The organism is Pseudomonas sp. 910_23 (assembly GCF_052850795.1).
Genome location: NZ_VXCZ01000007.1, coordinates 51,764 through 70,691 on the forward strand (window position 1 = coordinate 51,764; position 18,928 = coordinate 70,691).

General features: G+C 61.6%; 22 protein-coding genes. 7 read left to right on the forward strand and 15 right to left on the reverse strand.

Annotation, left to right across the window (positions count from 1 at the left end; genetic code table 11):
* Nucleotides 1–35: 35 nt before the first annotated feature.
* The 3 genes from FW800_RS10390 to FW800_RS10400 form a co-directional block, all read right to left on the reverse strand.
* Nucleotides 36–998, reverse strand: a complete 963-nt coding sequence (locus FW800_RS10390; protein ID WP_032880203.1) for a FecR domain-containing protein — start codon at nucleotides 996–998, stop codon at nucleotides 36–38.
* Entirely contained in the window at nucleotides 995–1,501 is a 507-nt protein-coding gene (locus FW800_RS10395) for a sigma-70 family RNA polymerase sigma factor (protein WP_032880204.1), read from the reverse strand. The genes FW800_RS10390 and FW800_RS10395 overlap by 4 nt, the downstream gene beginning before the upstream one ends.
* An 89-nt stretch (nucleotides 1,502–1,590) precedes the next feature.
* Nucleotides 1,591–1,971, reverse strand: coding sequence for a cupin domain-containing protein (locus tag FW800_RS10400; RefSeq protein ID WP_003192658.1), 381 nt, complete (start codon nucleotides 1,969–1,971; stop codon nucleotides 1,591–1,593).
* Nucleotides 1,972–2,156: 185 nt separating this feature from the next.
* Between FW800_RS10400 and FW800_RS10405 the strand changes: the two genes are divergently transcribed.
* Complete coding sequence (locus FW800_RS10405) at nucleotides 2,157–2,873, forward strand: class I SAM-dependent methyltransferase (RefSeq protein ID WP_446437561.1); 717 nt, start codon at nucleotides 2,157–2,159, stop codon at nucleotides 2,871–2,873.
* A gap of 35 nt (nucleotides 2,874–2,908) precedes the next feature.
* On the opposite strand, the gene FW800_RS10410 is transcribed toward FW800_RS10405, so the two are convergent.
* The 3 genes from FW800_RS10410 to FW800_RS10420 all read right to left on the reverse strand — a co-directional run bounded on the left by FW800_RS10410 (nucleotide 2,909) and on the right by FW800_RS10420 (nucleotide 4,809).
* The gene (locus FW800_RS10410) at nucleotides 2,909–3,274 is read right to left on the reverse strand and encodes a hypothetical protein (RefSeq protein ID WP_446437562.1); all 366 of its coding nucleotides are present in this window, start codon (nucleotides 3,272–3,274) and stop codon (nucleotides 2,909–2,911) included.
* 705 nt (nucleotides 3,275–3,979) lie between these two features.
* A complete protein-coding gene (locus FW800_RS10415) occupies nucleotides 3,980–4,234 on the reverse strand; it encodes a hypothetical protein (RefSeq protein ID WP_446437563.1) in 255 nt (84 codons plus the stop codon).
* A gap of 32 nt (nucleotides 4,235–4,266) precedes the next feature.
* The gene (locus FW800_RS10420) at nucleotides 4,267–4,809 is read right to left on the reverse strand and encodes a GNAT family N-acetyltransferase (protein WP_446437564.1); all 543 of its coding nucleotides are present in this window, start codon (nucleotides 4,807–4,809) and stop codon (nucleotides 4,267–4,269) included.
* A gap of 161 nt (nucleotides 4,810–4,970) precedes the next feature.
* Between FW800_RS10420 and FW800_RS10425 the strand changes: the two genes are divergently transcribed.
* A complete protein-coding gene (locus FW800_RS10425) occupies nucleotides 4,971–5,204 on the forward strand; it encodes a hypothetical protein (protein ID WP_003192651.1) in 234 nt (77 codons plus the stop codon).
* A 6-nt stretch (nucleotides 5,205–5,210) separates the two neighbouring features.
* Here the strand turns inward: FW800_RS10425 and FW800_RS10430 are convergent, their stop codons facing one another.
* Both FW800_RS10430 and FW800_RS10435 read right to left on the reverse strand, forming a co-directional pair.
* Entirely contained in the window at nucleotides 5,211–5,705 is a 495-nt protein-coding gene (locus FW800_RS10430; protein ID WP_005789822.1) for a GNAT family N-acetyltransferase, read from the reverse strand.
* 712 nt (nucleotides 5,706–6,417) lie between these two features.
* Nucleotides 6,418–6,648 (reverse strand): DUF6124 family protein, encoded by a 231-nt coding sequence (locus FW800_RS10435; RefSeq protein WP_216091826.1) that lies wholly within the window; start codon nucleotides 6,646–6,648, stop codon nucleotides 6,418–6,420.
* A gap of 454 nt (nucleotides 6,649–7,102) precedes the next feature.
* Here FW800_RS10435 and FW800_RS10440 point away from each other — a divergent pair, with 454 nt between their 5' ends.
* Nucleotides 7,103–7,540 (forward strand): GNAT family N-acetyltransferase, encoded by a 438-nt coding sequence (locus FW800_RS10440; protein WP_446437670.1) that lies wholly within the window; start codon nucleotides 7,103–7,105, stop codon nucleotides 7,538–7,540.
* 164 nt (nucleotides 7,541–7,704) lie between these two features.
* Here the strand turns inward: FW800_RS10440 and FW800_RS10445 are convergent, their stop codons facing one another.
* The 3 genes from FW800_RS10445 to FW800_RS10455 are packed head-to-tail and all read right to left on the reverse strand — an operon-like array spanning nucleotide 7,705 to nucleotide 11,763.
* Nucleotides 7,705–9,930, reverse strand: a complete 2,226-nt coding sequence (locus tag FW800_RS10445) for a GMC oxidoreductase (RefSeq protein ID WP_446437565.1) — start codon at nucleotides 9,928–9,930, stop codon at nucleotides 7,705–7,707.
* The gene (locus FW800_RS10450; RefSeq protein ID WP_446437566.1) at nucleotides 9,927–10,418 is read right to left on the reverse strand and encodes a sorbitol dehydrogenase; all 492 of its coding nucleotides are present in this window, start codon (nucleotides 10,416–10,418) and stop codon (nucleotides 9,927–9,929) included. The genes FW800_RS10445 and FW800_RS10450 overlap by 4 nt, the downstream gene beginning before the upstream one ends.
* 4 nt (nucleotides 10,419–10,422) lie before the next feature.
* Nucleotides 10,423–11,763, reverse strand: coding sequence for a cytochrome C (locus FW800_RS10455; protein ID WP_446437567.1), 1,341 nt, complete (start codon nucleotides 11,761–11,763; stop codon nucleotides 10,423–10,425).
* Between the two features lie 324 nt (nucleotides 11,764–12,087).
* Between FW800_RS10455 and FW800_RS10460 the strand changes: the two genes are divergently transcribed.
* Complete coding sequence (locus tag FW800_RS10460) at nucleotides 12,088–12,651, forward strand: nucleotidyltransferase family protein (RefSeq protein WP_446437568.1); 564 nt, start codon at nucleotides 12,088–12,090, stop codon at nucleotides 12,649–12,651.
* Between the two features lie 105 nt (nucleotides 12,652–12,756).
* On the opposite strand, the gene chrA is transcribed toward FW800_RS10460, so the two are convergent.
* Entirely contained in the window at nucleotides 12,757–13,950 is a 1,194-nt protein-coding gene (gene chrA / locus FW800_RS10465; protein WP_446437569.1) for a chromate efflux transporter, read from the reverse strand.
* A gap of 164 nt (nucleotides 13,951–14,114) precedes the next feature.
* Here chrA and tspO point away from each other — a divergent pair, with 164 nt between their 5' ends.
* Genes tspO through FW800_RS10480 form a run of 3 tightly spaced genes read left to right on the forward strand, consistent with a single transcriptional unit; the run spans nucleotide 14,115 to nucleotide 15,965 of the window.
* Nucleotides 14,115–14,555 (forward strand): tryptophan-rich sensory protein TspO, encoded by a 441-nt coding sequence (tspO, locus tag FW800_RS10470; RefSeq protein ID WP_446437570.1) that lies wholly within the window; start codon nucleotides 14,115–14,117, stop codon nucleotides 14,553–14,555.
* On the forward strand, nucleotides 14,555–15,484 hold the full coding sequence (locus tag FW800_RS10475) for an alpha/beta hydrolase (protein WP_228308732.1): 930 nt from the start codon (nucleotides 14,555–14,557) through the stop codon (nucleotides 15,482–15,484). The genes tspO and FW800_RS10475 overlap by 1 nt, the downstream gene beginning before the upstream one ends.
* Nucleotides 15,474–15,965, forward strand: a complete 492-nt coding sequence (locus FW800_RS10480) for an N-acetyltransferase family protein (protein ID WP_446437571.1) — start codon at nucleotides 15,474–15,476, stop codon at nucleotides 15,963–15,965. The genes FW800_RS10475 and FW800_RS10480 overlap by 11 nt, the downstream gene beginning before the upstream one ends.
* Nucleotides 15,966–16,117: 152 nt before the next feature.
* Here the strand turns inward: FW800_RS10480 and FW800_RS10485 are convergent, their stop codons facing one another.
* From FW800_RS10485 to FW800_RS10495, 3 genes are read right to left on the reverse strand one after another with little or no spacing between them, the layout of a single operon-like run.
* On the reverse strand, nucleotides 16,118–16,882 hold the full coding sequence (locus FW800_RS10485; RefSeq protein ID WP_228308730.1) for an ABC transporter ATP-binding protein: 765 nt from the start codon (nucleotides 16,880–16,882) through the stop codon (nucleotides 16,118–16,120).
* Nucleotides 16,879–17,883, reverse strand: a complete 1,005-nt coding sequence (locus FW800_RS10490; protein ID WP_032880229.1) for a FecCD family ABC transporter permease — start codon at nucleotides 17,881–17,883, stop codon at nucleotides 16,879–16,881. The genes FW800_RS10485 and FW800_RS10490 overlap by 4 nt, the downstream gene beginning before the upstream one ends.
* The gene (locus FW800_RS10495) at nucleotides 17,880–18,890 is read right to left on the reverse strand and encodes an ABC transporter substrate-binding protein (protein WP_446437572.1); all 1,011 of its coding nucleotides are present in this window, start codon (nucleotides 18,888–18,890) and stop codon (nucleotides 17,880–17,882) included. The genes FW800_RS10490 and FW800_RS10495 overlap by 4 nt, the downstream gene beginning before the upstream one ends.
* Nucleotides 18,891–18,928 lie beyond the last annotated feature (38 nt).

The following is an 18,928-nucleotide window of genomic DNA, read 5'->3' on the forward strand; positions in this document are numbered from 1 at the left end:
CGTGGAAAAAACTGCGCTGTATTACGAAAATATTTTCAGGCTGGCACCACGGTCACCCAATAGCGCGTGCGCCGCTCAATGCGCACCGGCAGCGCTTGGGCGAGCAGGGCCAGGGCTGCATCGGTATCGTCGAGCTGGAAACTGCCGGTAACGCGCAAGCCTGCAACGGTTTCGCCACAGCGCAAAATCCCTGGGCGATAGCGCGAGAGTTCGGCCAGCAGCGTGTCCAGGCGCATGCGTTCGGCGGGCAGCAAACCCCGCAGCCAGGCCTGGGCGAGGAACCCATCGACAGGAGCCGGCGCGGCGATACCCTGGCTATTGACCTGGGTACGCCAGCCCGCGTCCAGCCGCAGGGGCAGTTGGTGGCCTCGCGCATGCACCTGCACCAAGCCGCGCAGGACCGTCACCTGGGTACCCCGGCGGTCGTGGCGCACCAGCAGATGAGCGCCCGGGCTATGCAGCGTCGCGTCGGGTGTCAGCAGTTGCAGCGCCCGCGATTCGACGGGCGCGTCCAGGGCCATCTCGCCTTCGACCAACTGCACGCTGCGCTGTGCGGCGTTGAAGTCCAGGTTGACCGCGCTGGCGGTGTTCAGCCACAACGAACCGCCGTCGGCCAACCGCCATTCGCGCCGCTCGCCGGTGCCGGTGCTATAAGTGGCCAACGCCGAACGTACTACGGTGGACTGCGCACCCTGCCACGACAGCCCGCCGAGCAGGCCGACGGCGAGCAGCGCCTTGAGCATCTGGCGGCGCTGCTGTGGATCATTGCCGGCAGCTTCCAGCGCCCGTCGCGTGGTGGCATCCGCCAACAGTGTCGCTCCCGGTTGCAACGACAACGGCAAACTGCTGACGCGCTGCCAGGCGTATTCATGTTCGGTATTGGCTTGGCGCCATTGCTGCAAAGCCAAACAATCGGCAGCGTTCATCAGCCCGGATTGGCTTTTGACTAGCCAGTTGATGGCGCTGTCGCGGACCTGCGGATCAACCGGCAGGCTCATTCAAAACGACTCGCGTAACACACGCTGAACGCCTTGCCCATGGCCCGCTGCACCTGAGCCACGCTGAGGTTCAACTGTGCGGCGATTTGTGGGTAGGTCAAGCCGTCGAGCTGGGACAAAAAGAAAATCCGCCGCACCGGCATCGACAGCCCCACCAGCAATGAGTCGAGTTGCAGCAGGGTCTCGATGGTCAGCAGTCGCTCCTCCGGCGAGGGCTCCAACGCTTCGGGCCGAGCGGCCAGTGCCTCCAGGTAAGCGCGTTCAATCGCCTGGCGCCGCCAGCGATTGATCAGCAAATCATTGGCAATCTTGGCCAGAAACGCCATGGGCTGGCGCAGCTCGCCCACCTCCTGGCGCGAACACAACACGCGCACGAAGGTGTCGTGGGCCAGGTCCTCGGCATCGGCACGGTGCCCCAGACGTCGATGCAACCAGCTCCGCAACCAGGTGCGGTGGCGGGTATACAACTGCTCGACCGGCGAGGCGGTGCTGTCGTTGAACATGTGAGATTCGCTTGACTTAAATGATAACTCTTCTCATCTTATGGGTTTTGGTTAAGGGTTGTACAGCGCTAAGCAGCGTACGCCTGCGCTCAAATCCACTGATCGTTGACTGCCGTCCGCTCTCCGCCTTCGTGTCCGGTGTTCAAGATGCCCCTTGGCTCGATCATCATCAGCCTGGCTTCTCCCTCGGCGGCGGTCCTGTGCTCAATGCCACGCGGCACCACATACAACTCACCCGGCTTCACATACACCGGGCCGTCCGGGAGGTCGATACGCAGCGTGCCTTCGAGCACCAGAAACGCCTCATCGGTTTCCGGGTGTGAGTGCCAAATGAACTCGCCCTCGATGCGTACGACCTTGAACTGGTAGTCGTTCATTTCGGCAACCACTCTTGGGCTCCATTGCTGGTCGATGAGCGAGGCTTTTTGCGCGAGGTTTATCGGTTGGGCGGGTTGCTGTAGGTGAGTCATGCTGAGCCTTCCTGTCGGTGAGAAGGCCAGACTATCCGGGCCGACGGGTCAGAGGCTTGTACGATCCTGCAACCCCTCCACTCGCACGCCCCCGCATTCCCCACGGGAATGCAGCACATAAAATCAATGCATTTTTCTTACTGCTACGGTTAACGTAATTTGCGTCAAGGCCACGGAGAACCGCCTTGAACTCATCCTCACCCAACCCTGCTGAAAAATTCGATACCTCAAGAGCCAACGAGTACGCGCGACAAAGCCGTATCGCGCTGGCGGGCTATGACGCGTGCCAGGACCTGGCAGCCTGCATGCTGGCGGCAAGTCTTGGCGATACCCCTTCGGCCAAGGTACTTGTGGTCGGTGCCGGCGGTACGGCGCAGGAGATCATCGCCATGGCCAGCCTTGAACCGGAATGGCGCTTTATAGCTGTTGATCCCTCCCAGCCGATGCTCGACGCGGCAAGGCAGCAGCTGGAAGCCAACCACTTGCTTGACAGAACCACCCTGCATCTCGGGCCGCTTGAAGACCTGGCAGTAGACGCGTCATACGACGCCGCCACCTTGATCGGTGTGCTCCACCACCTGGAGGGTGATGACGCCAAGGGTCGGATGCTGCAATCGATTCGGGCGCACCTGAAACCGGGTGCACCGCTGATCGTCGCGGGCAATCACTATGCGTATGCCAGCCAGCCGTTGCTGCTGGAGGCGTGGGGGCAACGGTGGCGTCAGCATGGAGCCAGCCCGGACGAAGTGAAGGCCAAGCTCGGCAAAATCCTTCAAGGCGCTGACCCGCCCCATTCCGAAGCGGCGGTTCAGAAACTGTTGCACGACGCCGGGTTTGGCGACGCGACGCGTTTCTTCAGCAGCCTTTTCTGGGGGGCCTGGTTGACGTGTAAAGCGGGGTAGCGATGTTCCCCTTGCTCAACAACCCGTGGCGCGATTCAGATCGCTCGGAGAGTAGCCAGCCGCCGACGCCAATCGCCGCCATGCCGAAGGTGGCATTCCTCTTCGGAGTCGAAACTGACGCAGCGGGCGATGTTCGGGACGTGCACGTCAGAGTCATCCAGCGCGGCGGTGGTCAGCTCGCGCATACGGGCGTCTGCCCCGGTTGCGAGGGCGTGAGCCTTACTCGCAAGGCTGTCGAACACCCAGATCACCCGCAGGCTTTGGGGGAAGGCGCGGTAGTCGACGGTGTGGGTCAACCATTCGAAGCCCGGAATTTCGGCCTTTGCGATCTCGCAGGCGTCGGTCAGGGCTGCAATGAGGCGGCGTTCGATACGGGCGTGGTCGCGTGAGGCAGGTGGCATAAAGGAAGTCTGTGAGTCCTGGGAGTGGGTTGGGGCGCTGATCAGAGCATAGCTATCTACACAACTTCGGCACGACGCTAAATCTGTGGCGAGGGAGCTTGCTCCCGTGACGGCCTGACAGCCGGCGCATATCCATCTGACGCTCCGAAATCCAAATGTGGGAGCTGGCTTGCCTGCGAAGACGGCCTGCCAGCCGACGCCAATCTACCTGCCCCCCCACGATCAACTGTGGGAGCTGGCTTGCCTGCGATGGCGGCCTGCCAGCCGACGCCAATCTACCTGACACCCCGCAATCAAACTGTGGGAGCGGGCTTGCTCGCGAAGGCGGCCTGACAGGCGACACAGCTATACCGAGTACATATCCATTCCTGCGGTAACGGCCACTTAGGGTTCCGCTCTGACAGCGGGTCACAAAAAGAGCCCCAAAGTAACCAAAGGGCTCTTGCCCCACCACTCGGCACCTCGCTTAGGCTCGGTGTGCCCGTAATCCGCCATGGATTTGGGGGGCCGCCGCCACGCGCCATCCATGGCGCGGGGCGGCTAAACCGGCATCCCTGCCGGTTTACCCCCCAAATCCCTGTCGAATTCCGGCCAGCGTGGTTTAACGGGGCGCCTAGGATCAAAAGCAGATCAAGATCAAGAGCGACTCGCTTCGCATCGTGGTTACCGTTGAGCGCTACAGAGTTGTCTGGATACCTATGCTGATCAGAGCGGGCGCGATTGAAGCGCGGTACGCAAGCGTTGCCACTCATTCCAGCAGTCCTCGGCAACGATATCCGGGTAACCCTGTTCTTGTTCCATCGCCAGCGCGGTGGAGAAGGTTACCGCAATGCAAGTGGCCTGGTCGCGGAGATCGCAGACTTCGACTTCACTGAGGGGGGCACCTTTTTTCGATTCGGCGGCCGTCAGCACGGCGGCTAGGGCGGGAACAAAAACCAGGCAGAGGGGCTCGGTAGACATCAGCTTTTTCCTGAGTAGGGTGGGTGGTGCGCTTATTGTTCAGGGTTGATCAACGACCTCAACGTATGGTCCTCCCAAACGCCAGCAATCTTCAGATAGGCTCGCGCATAACCTTCCTTTTCAAACCCCAGCGACTCCAGAAGGCGTTCACTTCGCACATTGCGGGGTAAATGATTGGCCATGATCCGGTGAAGGCCCAGTTGCTCAAAACAGTGACGGTTGGTGACCTGAAGGGTTTTTTTCATCAAGCCGCGACCCTGGGCAGATTCCGCCAGCGAGAAGCCGAGATGACAGGCCTGAAAAACGCCTCTCACAATGTTCGTGTAGTTACACCGCGCTAGAACCTCTCCGCTCTTGGGTTCAAGCAAGAGGAAACACAGAGCGTTGCCAGCGTGCATATTGTTCACCTGTTGCTCGACCCTGGCCCTGGCGTTGCCAGTGGTGAAGTATTCCTCGTCCCAGAGCGGCTCCCAGGGTTGCAGATGCCTGCGGTTGACGCTTTCGTAACGGCTGATCCTCTCGAAATCGTCGCGGCACAATGGCCGAAGGCAGTAGCCCTCAACGCAATACTCCATAAACCCCTCCAGATTTATCAATGCCCCCAACCTGACTGCGTAGCCGCAAAGAATAGCGCCGCTGCGCGTAAAGCGACCCCTTTCATGGCAAACAGGTCTACCATGCCAGCCCCGGCAGTGGTTCCACTCGCTCCCGAACTCCATTTTTCAAGGTAGCGATAATGTCCATCGACCAGATCTCCCTCCCCAAAGGCGTCGGCCCCCACGCCGCCAAGCTGCTTGACGCCATTACTGGCGCCTCCACCCATGAAGAACTTAACCGCGCTGGCGGTAAAGCCGAGGGTTTTGTGCTGGGGCTGGAGGCCACCAAGGCGATCAAAAGCCAAATTGCAGAGTCGCTGTACGTGGCGTATGACGACGCGGCGAGCAATCGGGCAGGTGAACTGAAGGGCTAGTGCAAGTCAGCCCATGGTTCCGGAATGAGCGCCAATCGCCGGAATAGGCTGACGAACATAATAATTGTCGAATTCACTGCTTTCGATGAACTGGAAGCCATGGCGGGTATAAAAGCGATTCGAAGCGCTTTCTTTGAGAGCACCCACTTTTAAAGGAAGCGCCGCCGCATCCGCCTCTTTGAAAACCTGAGTGAGAACAGCAGATCCTACCCCTGACCCTTGCGCGCTCGGCCTTACATACAAGTGGTCGAGCAAGAGTTCATTGGGGTGATGTTTGACCACTACGAAACCCACCCGCTCTCCAGCTGCCTCGATGTAGCGTGTATTGCGAGCTTCAAAGCCGCCAAGAAACCGCTCCCGCGCACGGACCGGATCAAACCGCCCAACACGCTCCAGACTTTCGCGCATGGCCTCGATTCGAATGGCTACCAGATTATCCAAGTCGCTTTGTTGAACCGGGACCAAAATGATCGGGGAATTTTGATTGGGTGCGACGGGCATATTGTGTGCTCCAACTACCATCCTGGGGGCCCAGTATAGAGAGCCTGATACTGATGAAGGCTTCGGGAAGCAGGGTGCTTTGTCCGCGATAGTCACCTTGGATGAAACGTTTCATAGGCAATCCTGCGTTATCACTTTGGGCAATCGTAGCAACGTTGGAAGACTCTTGATGTACTCTGATGCAAGAAAGTAATGCTAGTAAATTTGGAGCTTAAGGACCTGCCCATGGATGTGATTTCAGCGCACCTATTTTCTACAAATCACCGTACTCAAATTGAAGGAAGCGATCACTGTGGCTGTTTTTACTGCTTAGGTGTGTTTTCGCCCTCAGAAATCACTGAGTGGGTTGATCTAGATAGCACCGCTCTGTGTCCGAAGTGCGGGATCGACTCGGTCATCGGTTCAGCATCCAGTCTGCCGATTACCCCTGAATTTCTTTCGAAAATGCACGCACACTGGTTCTAGAATATCCCGTCATTCGACGGCATCCCTTCGGTTTGAGCCCTACAGACTAGCTTTACCTCAGTGCCGCACGTTTCTGCTAAGTATTTACACACTCTGGGCCGAAAGCAGTCGCCGCTCTCGTCATCGCAGATGGCTTTGTGCCGAGGCTGAATCCACCAAAGCCATCAAGCGCCAACTCGCCGAGTCGTTGTATGTGGTCTACAACGACGCGGCGAGTCATCGGGCTAATGAGTTGAAGAACTGATCATCAGCCAGGGCAGGGCGCTTCGCGGTCAAGGAGTCTGGCGGTGAGGAGTACGCCCAGTTCGCTCAATTGGTGTATGGCGAGGGCGATGTCGCGGTGTTTGCCGTTGAGGTCTTCGGACAGGTCGAGCAGCAGGGTGCTGACGCTGGTGAAGGTTTCGTAGCTGTTGGTGATGAGGGTTTCGTTGCTGGCGTTGGGAGCGACGGTGAAGAGGGTGATTGAATCGTTAACCATGGTTAAGTTCCTTGCTTGGGCCACTTCCCCATCGCTACTAAACAATAAGGGCGGTAGCTGTACGCAGGTTAGTAGACCGGTGGAACCTAACAAAACCGGCGCGTCCGAGGACGCCCTACGCACAGCCACCATCAAGCACAGACGGGAGCGTCTGATGGATGAAGCGTGTGCACTTGTTAGGTCTAAGGTGGGCTACTAAACCCGATCACTGAACAATTCAGCGACCGAGCCACCTTAGAGACGGCCACCTCAGCGCACAAGCCGGCGGATTCTGACGCAGGCGTAGGCAATGTAGCAAGGTGCGGCAGGGGAATCGGATTTTGCCTTCAGGCGCTGCGTGATCGTTTGGGTTTTTCGCGAGCAAGCTCGCTCCTACAGGAGTGACCTTGCAGTGTTCATCACCTCAAACGAAATTGTTAGCATTGAACGAGTTTCATATTGGAGGCAGGGATGGATGAAACGATATGAGGTTCAACCGATCACACACCTTCCGCGCCAGATACAGGCGCTGGAAAAGGAAGCCGTTGGCGAAGGTTTCAGGTTCCTCAGCCGTCTGATTAACGAATGGCACTCTGGAGCAAACCGCTTTGATGCACCCGGCGAGTGTCTGATGGCGGCCTATTTGAACCAGCAACTGATAGGCATCGGCGGTCTTTCAGTTGATCCCTATGCTGACAATAATGTGGCCAGACTGCGACGGGTGTATGTCGCAGCTTCGTCAAGGGGGCAACACGTCGGGCAGGCGCTGGTAAAGGCGCTTGTTGAACGTGCCGCTCTCAGGTTTCAGGTCGTGCGTCTTTTCACGGATACGGCTGAAGGAAGCGCCTTTTATGAGCGCTGTGGCTTCATGCGAACAGATGAGGCTCAGGCGACTCATATCATGCGGCTTTGAGGTTTCTGAGGCGGGCAGCTATTGGCCGGTTTCAGCCTGTCACAACCAGCGGCAATGGCTCACTGCGTTAGGCGTGGCCGATAGCTTGTAAGTGACGGGATTGAGAGAGCAACCCCACAACACTGCGGCCTCGCCGCAGCACTGCGGGGTTGCTACGCCAACGCCTACACCGTCCCGAAACGCACCTCCACCGACAGGCTGCCTCTGTTATCGCTCAGGCCAGCCCCGTAGCGCCCGGCCAGATCGTCGTTGATGCACAATTGCAGCTCTCCCTGCTGGCCACGCGGCAATTGCGCCTGGTTGCCCACCAGGAACGGCGCGCCGCTGGGGCCGATACGCCCGATCAACGCGCCTTCCGGTTGACCGGGCAAGGTATAGCCGGGTTTGGCGGTCAGGCCTGGGTGGCCCGCCGCGCCGACCATGCCGGTGCCCGGGTTGGCCGTCCACTGCCCACCGGTGCACACCGCCAGTTGCCAGCTATGCCCGTTGACCTGCACGCCGGTGCCCTGCCAGGCCTGGTTGGCCTGCACCTGCACGGTACGCTTGAGCAGATCGCTGGCGACCACGTCGGCGGCCTGGAAGGTCAGCGCGGTGATGGTCAAGGTCGGGTTGGCGGTGCCGGTGGAGGGGAATACGCCGTCGCCGACCAGGAACAGGTTGGGGTGGTCCCAGCTGCGCTGGTCCTTGTCCACCACCGAATATCTGCGGTCCGAGCCCATGCGGTAGGTGCCCATCAGGTGGCCAGCACCGTAGAACGCGTAGTTCTGGCCGCCGTGCTCGAACACCGTCTGCGAGCCGGGCTTGAGCTCAGGGTTCAGGTTGGTCAGTTCGGTGGCGCCCATCAGCTTGGTGATGATATACGTGGCGGCCAGGCGTGCCTGCTTGAAGCCCTCCTTGGTGTAGTCGGACAGTTCGTAGGCGATCTGCGGCCTGGTCAGGCCCAAGCCGTCGGTGAACCCCTTGGCTCTCTCTACCCGGCACAGCGCTTTGTCGGGGTCTTTCTCGACCTGCTCGATCAAGAAGGCCAGACGGAACTGGCGGGTCAGCACGCTGTTGAGCTGGCGCACCAGCTCCACGCCGGACAACGTCTTTTTATCAGGGTTGGCGCCGCCTTCGTTGGTGCCGTCGATGAAATCGCAGACCGTGGCGTACGGATCATTCGCCGACCAATTCCAGCCCTCGTTGCCGATTTCGATACGCCAGGCGGCACGCTGGCTGCGGAACGGGCCATCGCGCATGTCTTCGATCCCCGAGGTGGACAACGGCCCACGAAACGGGAACAGCGGCTTGCCTTCGGGCATCAGGCCCCAGGCCAAGTACACCGGGTGGTCGGCCAACGACTTGCCGACCTGGCCGCTGCTGTTGGCCACGCCGTTGGGTCTGTCCGGGCTGGCCGAGTTGAGCAGAAGCTTCGGCGTTTCGATCGCATGGGCGGCGATCACGTAGCGCTTGCCCTGGGCCTTGCCGTTCTGGCGGGTGCCGTTGTTCTGGTACTGGATGAAATCGATACCCGTGACCCCATTATTGTCATCGACCTGCACCTGGCTCGCCACGCATTGGTAGAGGATGCGCACGTTGCCGGTATCCAGCGCCTTGGCCATGGTCACGGTGGCGTCGTACTTGGCCTGGATCGGGCAGATCGGCGTGCAACTGGTGTTGCCGGCGCACACCCGGCGACCGTTGTCGTTCTGCGAGTTACGCCCGGCTGGAGTTTGCCGCACTTTTAGGGTGATGCCCTGGTACTGCGTGCCATCGACGGCTTTGCCCACGCCCTGGTCGACCAACGACGGCGGGATGCCGTGCATGCTGTATTGATAGCCCTGCGGGAAGGTCACGCCCAGGTAGGTCTGCGACGCCACATCAGCGGACACGCCCATCTCTTCCTCGGCGCGGCAGTAGGCGGTTTGCAGGTCGTCGTAGCTGATCGGCCAGTCGACCCCGACCTTGTACTTGCTTTGCATACGAAAGTCGTTGGGCAACAGCCGCAGGGCCGTGCCCATCCAGTGCCACATGGTACCGCCGCCTACCCGCTCGTAGGTGCTGGCGAACAGTTGCTTGCCCGTTTGTACCAGGTAGCTCTTCTGCAACTTGTTCGGGTCGTCGCTGCCGGCGGTGATCAAGTCCTGGATAGTCGCTCGCGGGGCGAACTGTTTGGCTGGGGTCTGCTCGGACTGCTCCGGTGGGTAGGGCGACTCGGGCGCCTTGAGCACGGCCGTGTAGAAGCGCTCCAGGTACTCGCTGCGGTTAGGCGGTATCGCCGGGCCCGACTCGAGCACCAGCACTTTCAAGCCGGCCAGGCCCAACTGATAGGCCATGACGCTGCCGGCCATGCCGGCGCCCACGACGATTACATCGGCGGTTTCGATGTTCTGGGTGTTTAGAGTGCTCATGGCTGCTGCCCTTCCTTGGCGTCGACACCGGTGAATTGCTTGAGGGTCGGTGGCTGCTCGTTCCAGTAGCCGAAGTGGTACTGGCTGTAGCCCATAGGGTGGGATTGGGCGATCTTCCACGCCCAGCTTTCCTTGTAGGCCTGGTCAGAGACCACGCGGACGTTACCCTTGTGGGCGTTGCCCTGGTCATAAGGCTGGTACCAGCTGCCAAGCAGCCACAGCTTCATGATCGAGCGGGCACCCTGGGCGATCTGCGCGTCCGAACTGCCGAGTACGGCGCTGGCGATTTGCGCAGGCGTTTGATCCTTGACGCTGGCGTACAGCGTCAGCAGATTGCTGAACGCTGCGGTACCCATGCCTTGCTGGGCAGTGGCCAAGAACAGCGGCGGCAGTTTGATCGGGTCGAGTGCCGGCGCGAGCAGGTCGGCGGCAAGGCCAGTGAGCGCGGCGGACAGGTTGATGAAGTTCTGCAGGTTCGGGTCGCTCATGGCATCACTCCTTGGCACCGGTGGATTGGGCACGTTCAAGCAGGAAGGTGAAATCGGCGAAACTGGTGCGCGGGGACTGGGTCACCCGGGTGGTCGCGTTGTTGTGGCACTCCATGCAACTGGATGAAGCTTGCGGCGTAGTGCCCTGGTTGTAGGTTTCCAGGGTGGCGTTGGCCAGGAAGTTCGGCGCAGGCGTGCCCAGCGGGTTGGTCGGCGACGGTACTTTGCAGTCATCGGCGGGGGCGGTTGGCCACTGGGTGCTGATCAGCTGGTAGTTGGCCCAGACCGTACCCTGGAGCGCGCCTTGCCACTGCGCGTTGAGCTGGTGGGTCGCGGCGGTGAGCGGGATTTCCCGTACGATCTGCGAAGGCGTGGCTTTCTTCGACGGGTCCCACGGTTGCTCGGGCGGCTCGTTCACCGGGCGGTTGCTGGCCTGGGCGTCGTAGAACAGGTAGGGGCCCTTGCGCTCGTTCATCGGTGTGGTCTCTTCCGGCACGTTACGCACGTGCTCGAAGCTCGACCACACCCACTGCGGGGCTTCTTTGGTCTTGTGCACGATGTGCAGGCCGACCAGCCCGACCTTCTGCGCGCTGCACGACTCGGGAATCACCGCGCCTGTGTTCGGGTCGGTGTTGCCGGGGGTGTAAACCAGGGCGTCCACGGCGTGGAATTCCTGTGGGTTGTCGTTGCCGCCGAGTACCTTCCAGGCCGACTTGACCATGATCGCGCCGACCTCCTTGTGCTCCTGCGAGCCGCAGGAGAAGGCGATGCGGTTGTCGGCCTTGCTCAGAAACGCTTGCTGACCTTCCTTGCTGTAGAGACCCTTGTTGACGATGTCGTCGAACATCGGCTGGTTGACCATGATCGCGTTGCGCGTGTAGGTGCCGTTCTGGTCCACCAGCGGGCCGGTTTTGAACGGCTGGATGAATTCGTCGAGCACACCGGCGACCTTGCCCATCTGTTGCAGCACGGGCAGGTTCCCCTTGCCTTGGCAGGCGGCGGGTGGCGGCGTGTGCTGGTCCCAGGCGAGCGGCTTCTGGCCTTGGGGCAGGAAAATCGCGTAGCTCTCTTTCCACGACTCCCAAACCGTCTGCCCCGGCGCGCCGATTTTCGCCGAGGTGTTGGCGCTGCCGTCTGCGTTGGCGGGCCAGTTCAGGGCGACGAAGGTCTGCCACGACAGCATGTCGAAATCGTGTTGCAGGCTGTCCAGGGTGGTGGGGGAGTTGGCGGTGACGTCGAAGGGAATCGCAGGTGACAGCACGGGGGGTGTGGCCGCATCGGCCATGGCGAGCGCGCTGGTGAAGCTTGCACCCAGGCACGCCAACCGTTTCAGGGTTATTTTCATTATCGTCTCCTCAGCAGGTAACGCGTCGGGACGATGAGGCGTACTGGCCCTTCATGGACCGAATATTCAGCGTTATCCCTGACGCTAGGCTGAAGGCTAGCCGTTGCGTCAGGCCCCTCAGGAATATCCGACTAAAGGTAGGGATAAGCAGGATCGTCGCACGGCGGCAGATGCACGCGCAGGCGATGGAGCAAGGTGCGGCAGGGGAATCGGATTTTGCCTTCAGGCGCTGCGTTATCGTTTGGGGTTTTCGCGAGCAAGCTCGCTCCTACAGAAGTGACATGTTGGGGTGGTATTGTTGCGGCCGACGATGGAGGACTGAACATGACATTGACTGTCGACACCTTGCTCGAATTGGCCATGGCTAACCCGATCAATGCGCAAATCACCGCGCGCCTGCCGGATCTGGGTGTGCAGCAGTGCATGCTCACGGCGGGCTGCCTGTTCCAGGCGGTGTGGAATCATCAGGCGAATCTGCCGGCCGATCAGGGCGTGAAGGATTACGACGTTTTTTACTTTGATGAGGATGTGTCCTACGAGGCGGAGGACGCGGTGATTCGCCGAGCACAGGCGCTATTTGAGGACCTGGGCGTGAATGTAGAGGTCAAGAATCAGGCGCGGGTGCACCTTTGGTATGGGCAGCGGTTTGGCCGGCCTTATCCGCAGTTGCATTCGGCTCGGCAGGGGATTGACCGTTACCTGGTGGCGGGCACGTGCATTGCGCTGGATATTGCCTCGGGCGAGGTGTATGCGCCTTATGGCCTGGAGGATGCGGAGCAGGGTGTCTTGCGCATCAACCCTTTGCATCCGGAGCCGGAGCTGTTTTTGCACAAGGCCAGGAGTTATCAGGCGCGTTGGCCGTGGCTCAAGATTGTCGAGCCTGGCTGAGCCCCAATGCTGTAGGAGCGAGCTTGCTCGCGAAAATCGTTAACGATAACGCGTGCCTTCAGATTAAACGCGGCGCCTGTGAGTTTTTCGCGAGCAAGCTCGCTCCTACAGTAACCCCCCGAGTACGCCGCAACCTATTACTACCAGCCATGGCGGCAGCTTCCACACCATCAACGCGACCAGTGCGAGTAGCGCCAACGCCACGTCATACACATTGAAAATCGCGCTGGTCCACACCGGCTGGTACAGCGCCGCCAACAACAGGCCAACCACCGCCGCGTTCACCCCGGCCAGCGCCGCCTGGGTGCGCGGGCTGCTGCGCAGGTTGGCCCAGAAGGGCAAGGCGCCGAAGATCAGCAGGAACGACGGTGCGAAGATCGCCAGCAGGGCGATCACGCCGCCAAGCCAGCCGCTCGGGGCATGGGTCATGGAGGCGCCGAGGAAGGCGGCGAAGGTGAACAGCGGGCCGGGCACGGCCTGGGTGGCGCCGTAACCGGCGAGGAATACATCGTTGCTGACCCAGTGGCTGGGCACCACTTCGGCTTGCAGTAGCGGCAACACTACGTGGCCGCCGCCGAATACCAGCGCGCCGGTGCGGTAGAAGGCGTCCACCAGCGCCAGCGTGGGGTTGAGCGCCCATGCGGAGAGGAGTGGCAAGCCTATAAGCAGCAGCAAAAACAGCATCAACCACAGGGCTCCGGCACGGCGGCTGATGGCGATGGGCAGCGCGTCGGGCTCGGCACTGCTCTCGGGCTTGAACAGCAACAAGCCGGCCACGCCTGCGACCACCATGACCCCGACTTGAGCCCAGGCGGAGGGTTGCAGCAGCACCACGCAGGCGGCGATCAACATCAACGCCACCCGTAAAACGCCTCGGCACAGGTTGCGTGCCATGCCCCATACGGCCTGGGCCACCACCGCTACGGCGACGACCTTGAGGCCGTGCAGCGCGCCATGGGGGAGGGCGCCGCCGTAGTGGGCCAGCCCCAGGGCAAACAGGATCAGGGCGATGGCCGACGGCAAGGTGAACCCGGCCCAGGCTGCCGCCGCGCCCCGGTAACCCGCGCGGGACAGGCCCAACGCGATACCGACCTGGCTGCTGGCCGGGCCGGGCAGGAATTGGCAGAGGGCGACCAGTTCGGCATAGCTGCGCTCGCTGAGCCAGCGGCGGCGGGTGACGAACTCTTGGCGAAAATAGCCCAGGTGCGCAATCGGCCCGCCGAAGGAGGTGAGGCCCAGGCGCAGGAAGATCAGGAACACTGACCAGGGGCTGCTGCGGTGATCGGCAAGCTTGGGCAAGGGGACGTCTCGGGCAACGGTGCTGGATGTTGCCGACCATAACCAATTTTCATGACGCGCAGAAGAGCGGGTATTTTGCTGCTCCCATTGAATTTATCCGCGGTTGCTTGAGTCACTCAAAGCAGTGCATTGTTTTTCCATCCACAGGACCTCAAGGACCGACCATGACCTTTTTCATCTTCCTGCTCGCCTGCGCCGCCGCCGCCAGTACCGGTGTGATCTTCAAACCCGGTGCCTGGTACGAATCCCTGGTCAAGCCCAGCTTTACCCCGCCCAATTGGCTGTTCCCGGTGGCATGGACGATCATCTACCTGCTGTTGGCCTGGGCCGGTTACCGCTTGACCCTGATCCCCGGCAGCGAAATGGTGTTGGCCTTGTGGGCGGCGCAGATTGCATTGAACACGCTGTGGACGCCGGTGTTCTTCGGTGCCCATCGGTTGTTCGTCGGGATGCTGATTATCGTGCTCTTGTGGCTCACCGTGGCAGCGATGGTGGTGCTGGCCGTGCGCCTGGATTTGATTACCGGACTGATCCTGTTCCCGTATCTGGCGTGGCTGTGCGTGGCCGCGGCGTTGAACTTCTCGATCCTGCGTAATAATCGCTGATGGCTTACCAGCATTGGCCCGCCAGCGAGCCCGAACTGGCCCAGATGCGCCGCTTCAATCAGAAACTGGCGTGGATGCCGCGCTTTAAAGTCCGCAACCGCGTGACGCCGCGCATGATCCAGGCACTGCTACGCGCCAGCCAGACGTTCAAGAAGGCGCCCGTGGTTGAGCTGAAAAGGCTGGGCACGGTGCCCGTGCGCATCTTGCGCCCCAGTGGCAAGCTCAAAGGCGTGGTGCTGGATATCCACGGCGGTGGCTGGGTGATCGGCAATGCGCAAATGAATGACGACCTTAACCTCGGCATGGTCAACGCGTGCGATGTGGCGGTGGTGTCGGTGGATTACCGGCTGGCGGTAGATACGCCGATCGAAGGGTTGCTGGACGATTGCCTGACGGCTGCGCGCTGGCTCCTGGCGGATTGCCCGGAGTTTGCCGGCCTGCCGGTGTTTTTCGTCGGTGAATCGGCCGGCGGGCACCTGGCGGCGGCGACTTTGTTGGCGCTCAAACAATGGCCCGAGTTGCTCCAGCGGGTAAGCGGCGCGGTGTTGTATTACGGCGTCTACGATTTGACCGGCACGCCCAGTGTGCGCACGGCCGGTCCGGGCACCTTGTTGCTGGACGGTCCGGGCATGGTCCAGGCGCTGCGCCTTCTAACGCCGGGGATCAGCGACCAGACGCGCCGGCAGCCGCCGTTGTCCCCTTTGTATGGGGACTTTGAGGGGCTGCCGCCAGCGCTGATGTTCGTGGGCGAATTGGACCCGCTCAAGGATGACACCCTGCTTATCGCCGAGCGATGGGCGGCGGTTGAGGCCCATCTACTGCCGGAAGCGGCCCATGGGTTTATTCATTTTCAGGTGGCGATGGCCGATCGCGTGTTGGCTTACGCTCGCCAGTGGATAGCGGGTCGGATCCTTGGCGATGAGCGTTAGTATCGAGGCGGTGCAGGCCGCTGACATTCCCCAGGTGCTGAGCTTCGCTTTGCAGGCGCGTGATGAACTGTTTCCTACGCTCAGTGCCACCGGTGTTCCTCACGATCTGGCGCAGTTTGAAGCCATCTACCTTGAGGGCGGCGGGCGGTTTTTGATTGCCCGTGCCGAAGGCCGGATCGTTGCCGCAGTGGCTTATCGGCCCTACGACGGCCGCTTCCCGCAGTTGAACTATCAGGGGCGCAAGACGGTGGAAGTGGTGCGCCTGTATGTGCTCCCGGCAGTGCGACGCTTGGGCCTGGCGCGCCAGTTGTACCGCTCGCTGGAGGCGCTGGCGCGGGCGGATGGCGTGGAGGTGATGTACTTGCACACCCATCCGTTTCTGCCCGGCGCGATTGATTTCTGGCGGCGGCAGGGGTTCGAAGTGGTGGATGTCGAGGCCGACCCGATCTGGCAAACAACCCATATGCACCTGCCTCTGTAGAACCAATGTGGGAGGGGGCTTGCTCCCGATGAGGGAGTGTCAGCAAACACATCTATGACTGACCCACCGACATCGGGAGCAAGCCCCCTCCCACATTTTGATCACAGTTGGCTGTCAGGCTGTCACCAGAACAAGCTGCTCCAACCTACGGTTCAGTTGGAGCGCAGACGCAGGATTTGCGCACCGTCGAACGGGTCTGTCAGGTAATGCCCCTGTACCCCGAATGTCTCTTGCAAACGCTGCGGCGTCAGCACTTGCAGCGGCGCGCCCAGCGCCACCAGTTGCCCGCGATCCAGTACGGCCAGGCGATCACAGGTCAACGCCTGATTCAGATCATGCAGCGCAATCAAGGTCGTCACCGGCAAGCCTTGCACGCCTTTGAGGATCGCCAGTTGATGCTGGATATCCAGGTGATTGGTCGGCTCGTCCAGCAATAAAATCTGCGGCCGTTGCGCCAGGGCGCGGGCGATATGCACGCGCTGACGCTCGCCACCGGAGAGGCTGCGCCAGGCGCGTTGGCTCAGGTGGGTGGCGTCTACGTCGTGCAGGGCCTGATGCACGATGGCATCGTCTTCGCGCGACCACGGGCTCAGCGCCGACAGCCACGGCGTGCGGCCCAGGGCCACGGCATCGAACACGCGAATGGCGTCGTCGGTGTCGGCCTGTTGCTCCACGACCGCCAATTGTTGCGCGATGGTGCGGCGCGGCAACTCACCCAGCGGCTTGCCACCCAGGCGAACATCGCCGCTGGCCGGCACACGTAATCCAGCCAGCAATTTGAGCAGGGTGGATTTGCCTGAACCATTGGGCCCGACGATGCCGAGGGTTTCACCCAACTGCACGTCCAGGTCAACGTCACGCAGCAACTGCGCCTCACGCACTTTGAAGCCCAGGCCGCTGCAACTGAGCACGCTCATCGCGCATTCCTCCGGCCAATCAGGATCAGCGCAAACACCGGCGCGCCCACCAATGCGGTCACCACACCCACCGGAATCACCTGGCCCTTGATCAAGGTGCGCGACAGCACGTCCGCAGCGATCAAAAACAGCGCGCCACCCAAGGCGCTGGCCGGCAACAAGCGCGAATGCCCGGTGCCGAGCAACAGGCGCACCGCGTGGGGAATCACCAAACCGACAAACCCGATGGAGCCGACGATGGACACCATCACCGCCGTCACCAGCGCAGCGCAGGCCACCAGCACAAATTGCACTCGGCGTACGGGGATGCCGAGGGAGGCCGCCGAGTCGCTGCCGAAGGTAAACGCATCCAGTGCGCGACGGTGCCACAGGCACACCGCGAGCCCCACGACCGCCACCGGCACCGCCAACCACACCGACGGCCAGCGCACGCCGCTGAGGTTGCCCAGCAGCCAGAACATAATGCCGCGGGCTTGTTCGGAGCTGGCGGACTTGGTGATCAGGAACGCGGTCAGGGCATTGAACAACTGCGAGCCGGCGATGCCTGCGAGGATGATTTGCCCGGTGCCGCTGGACGAACCGCTGGCCCGCGCCAGCAGCGTCACCAGCGCAAACGCCGCCATCGCCCCCACAAACGCGCCGGCCGATAACGACACCAGGCCACCGCCCACGCCAATCAAGGCAACGAGTACCGCGCCGGTTGACGCGCCGGCGCTGATGCCCAGCAGGTACGGATCGGCCAGCGGGTTACGCAGCAGTGATTGCAGGATCACGCCGCATGTTGCCAACCCTGCGCCGCAGGCTGCGGCCACCAGGGCACGGGTGAGCCGATAGTTCCACACCACACCTTCGTCGATGGGGTCCAGCACGAAGCCTGCGCCCCAGAGTTTATTGGCGAGCACCTGCAGCACCACCTGCGGTTCGATGGCAGTTTCACCGATGGCGACGCCAGCGAGTAGGGCGAGCAGCAGCAACGCCAGGGCGAGTAGGGTGCGCATCATTGGCCCAGGTTATAGCCGTCGATGGCGGCGGCCAGTTGTTCAAGGCCTTCGAAGGTGCGCAGGCTCGCCTGCAACGCCAGGGCGTCGAGGATGATGATGCGGTTGTTCTTGACCGCGTCCATGTTACGGGTCACGGGGTCGCTGCGCAGGAAGGCGAGTTTCTTTTCATGGTCGTCGGCCGGGTAGCGGCGGCGGTCCATGCGTGCGATCACCAGGAAGGTGGGGTTGGCCTTGGCGATGGTTTCCCAGCCGACGGCGGGCCACTCTTCATCGGACTGCACGACGTTACGCAGGCCTAGGGTTTGCAGCATGAATTGCGGCACGCCCTTATGGCCGGCTACGTAAGGGTCGCTGGCCATTTCGGCGCTGGAGAACCACACCAGTGCGCTGGCCTGCTTCAAGCCTTTGCCCTGCGCCGTAGCGACGGATTTGGCCAGGCGCGCCTTGAGTTCGTCGGTCAGTTGCTGGCCGCGATCCTGTACGTCGAAAATCTGCGCCAGTTGCTGGAGGCTCTGGTAGATCGTCTCGATGCGAAAGGGCTCCAACCGGGTGCCATCGGCGCCCACCAGGTTGTCCTTGCCTTCGCAGTCGGACGGCAACAGGTAGGTGGGGATCTTCAGTTCATGAAACTGCTCACGGGTGCCGACCACGCCTTGGGGCCCTACCACCCATTCCAGCTCGGCGGCCACCAGTTGCGGGCGCTTGGCGAGTACGGCTTCGAAGCTTGGCTCGTTGTTGGCCAGGCGCTCGACGCGGTCGTCCTGGGCCTTGTACTGCGCCGCCACGTTGTTGAACCACAGCGAAGTGCCGACCACCTTGTCGCCCACGCCCAGGGCGTAGAGCATCTCGGTGGCGGCTTGGCCGATGGTCACGCTGCGGGCGGGGGCGTGCTGGAAGGTCAGGGTGCTGCCGCAGTTTTGCACGGTCAACGGGTACTGAGTGGGCGCGGCTTGCGCCAGGGCACACATACCCAAGCCTGCGATCAGGGCGGTAACGCGTGGCAGCATGAGGCGATCTCCTTGTGAACCGTAGATGCAGCAGGGGA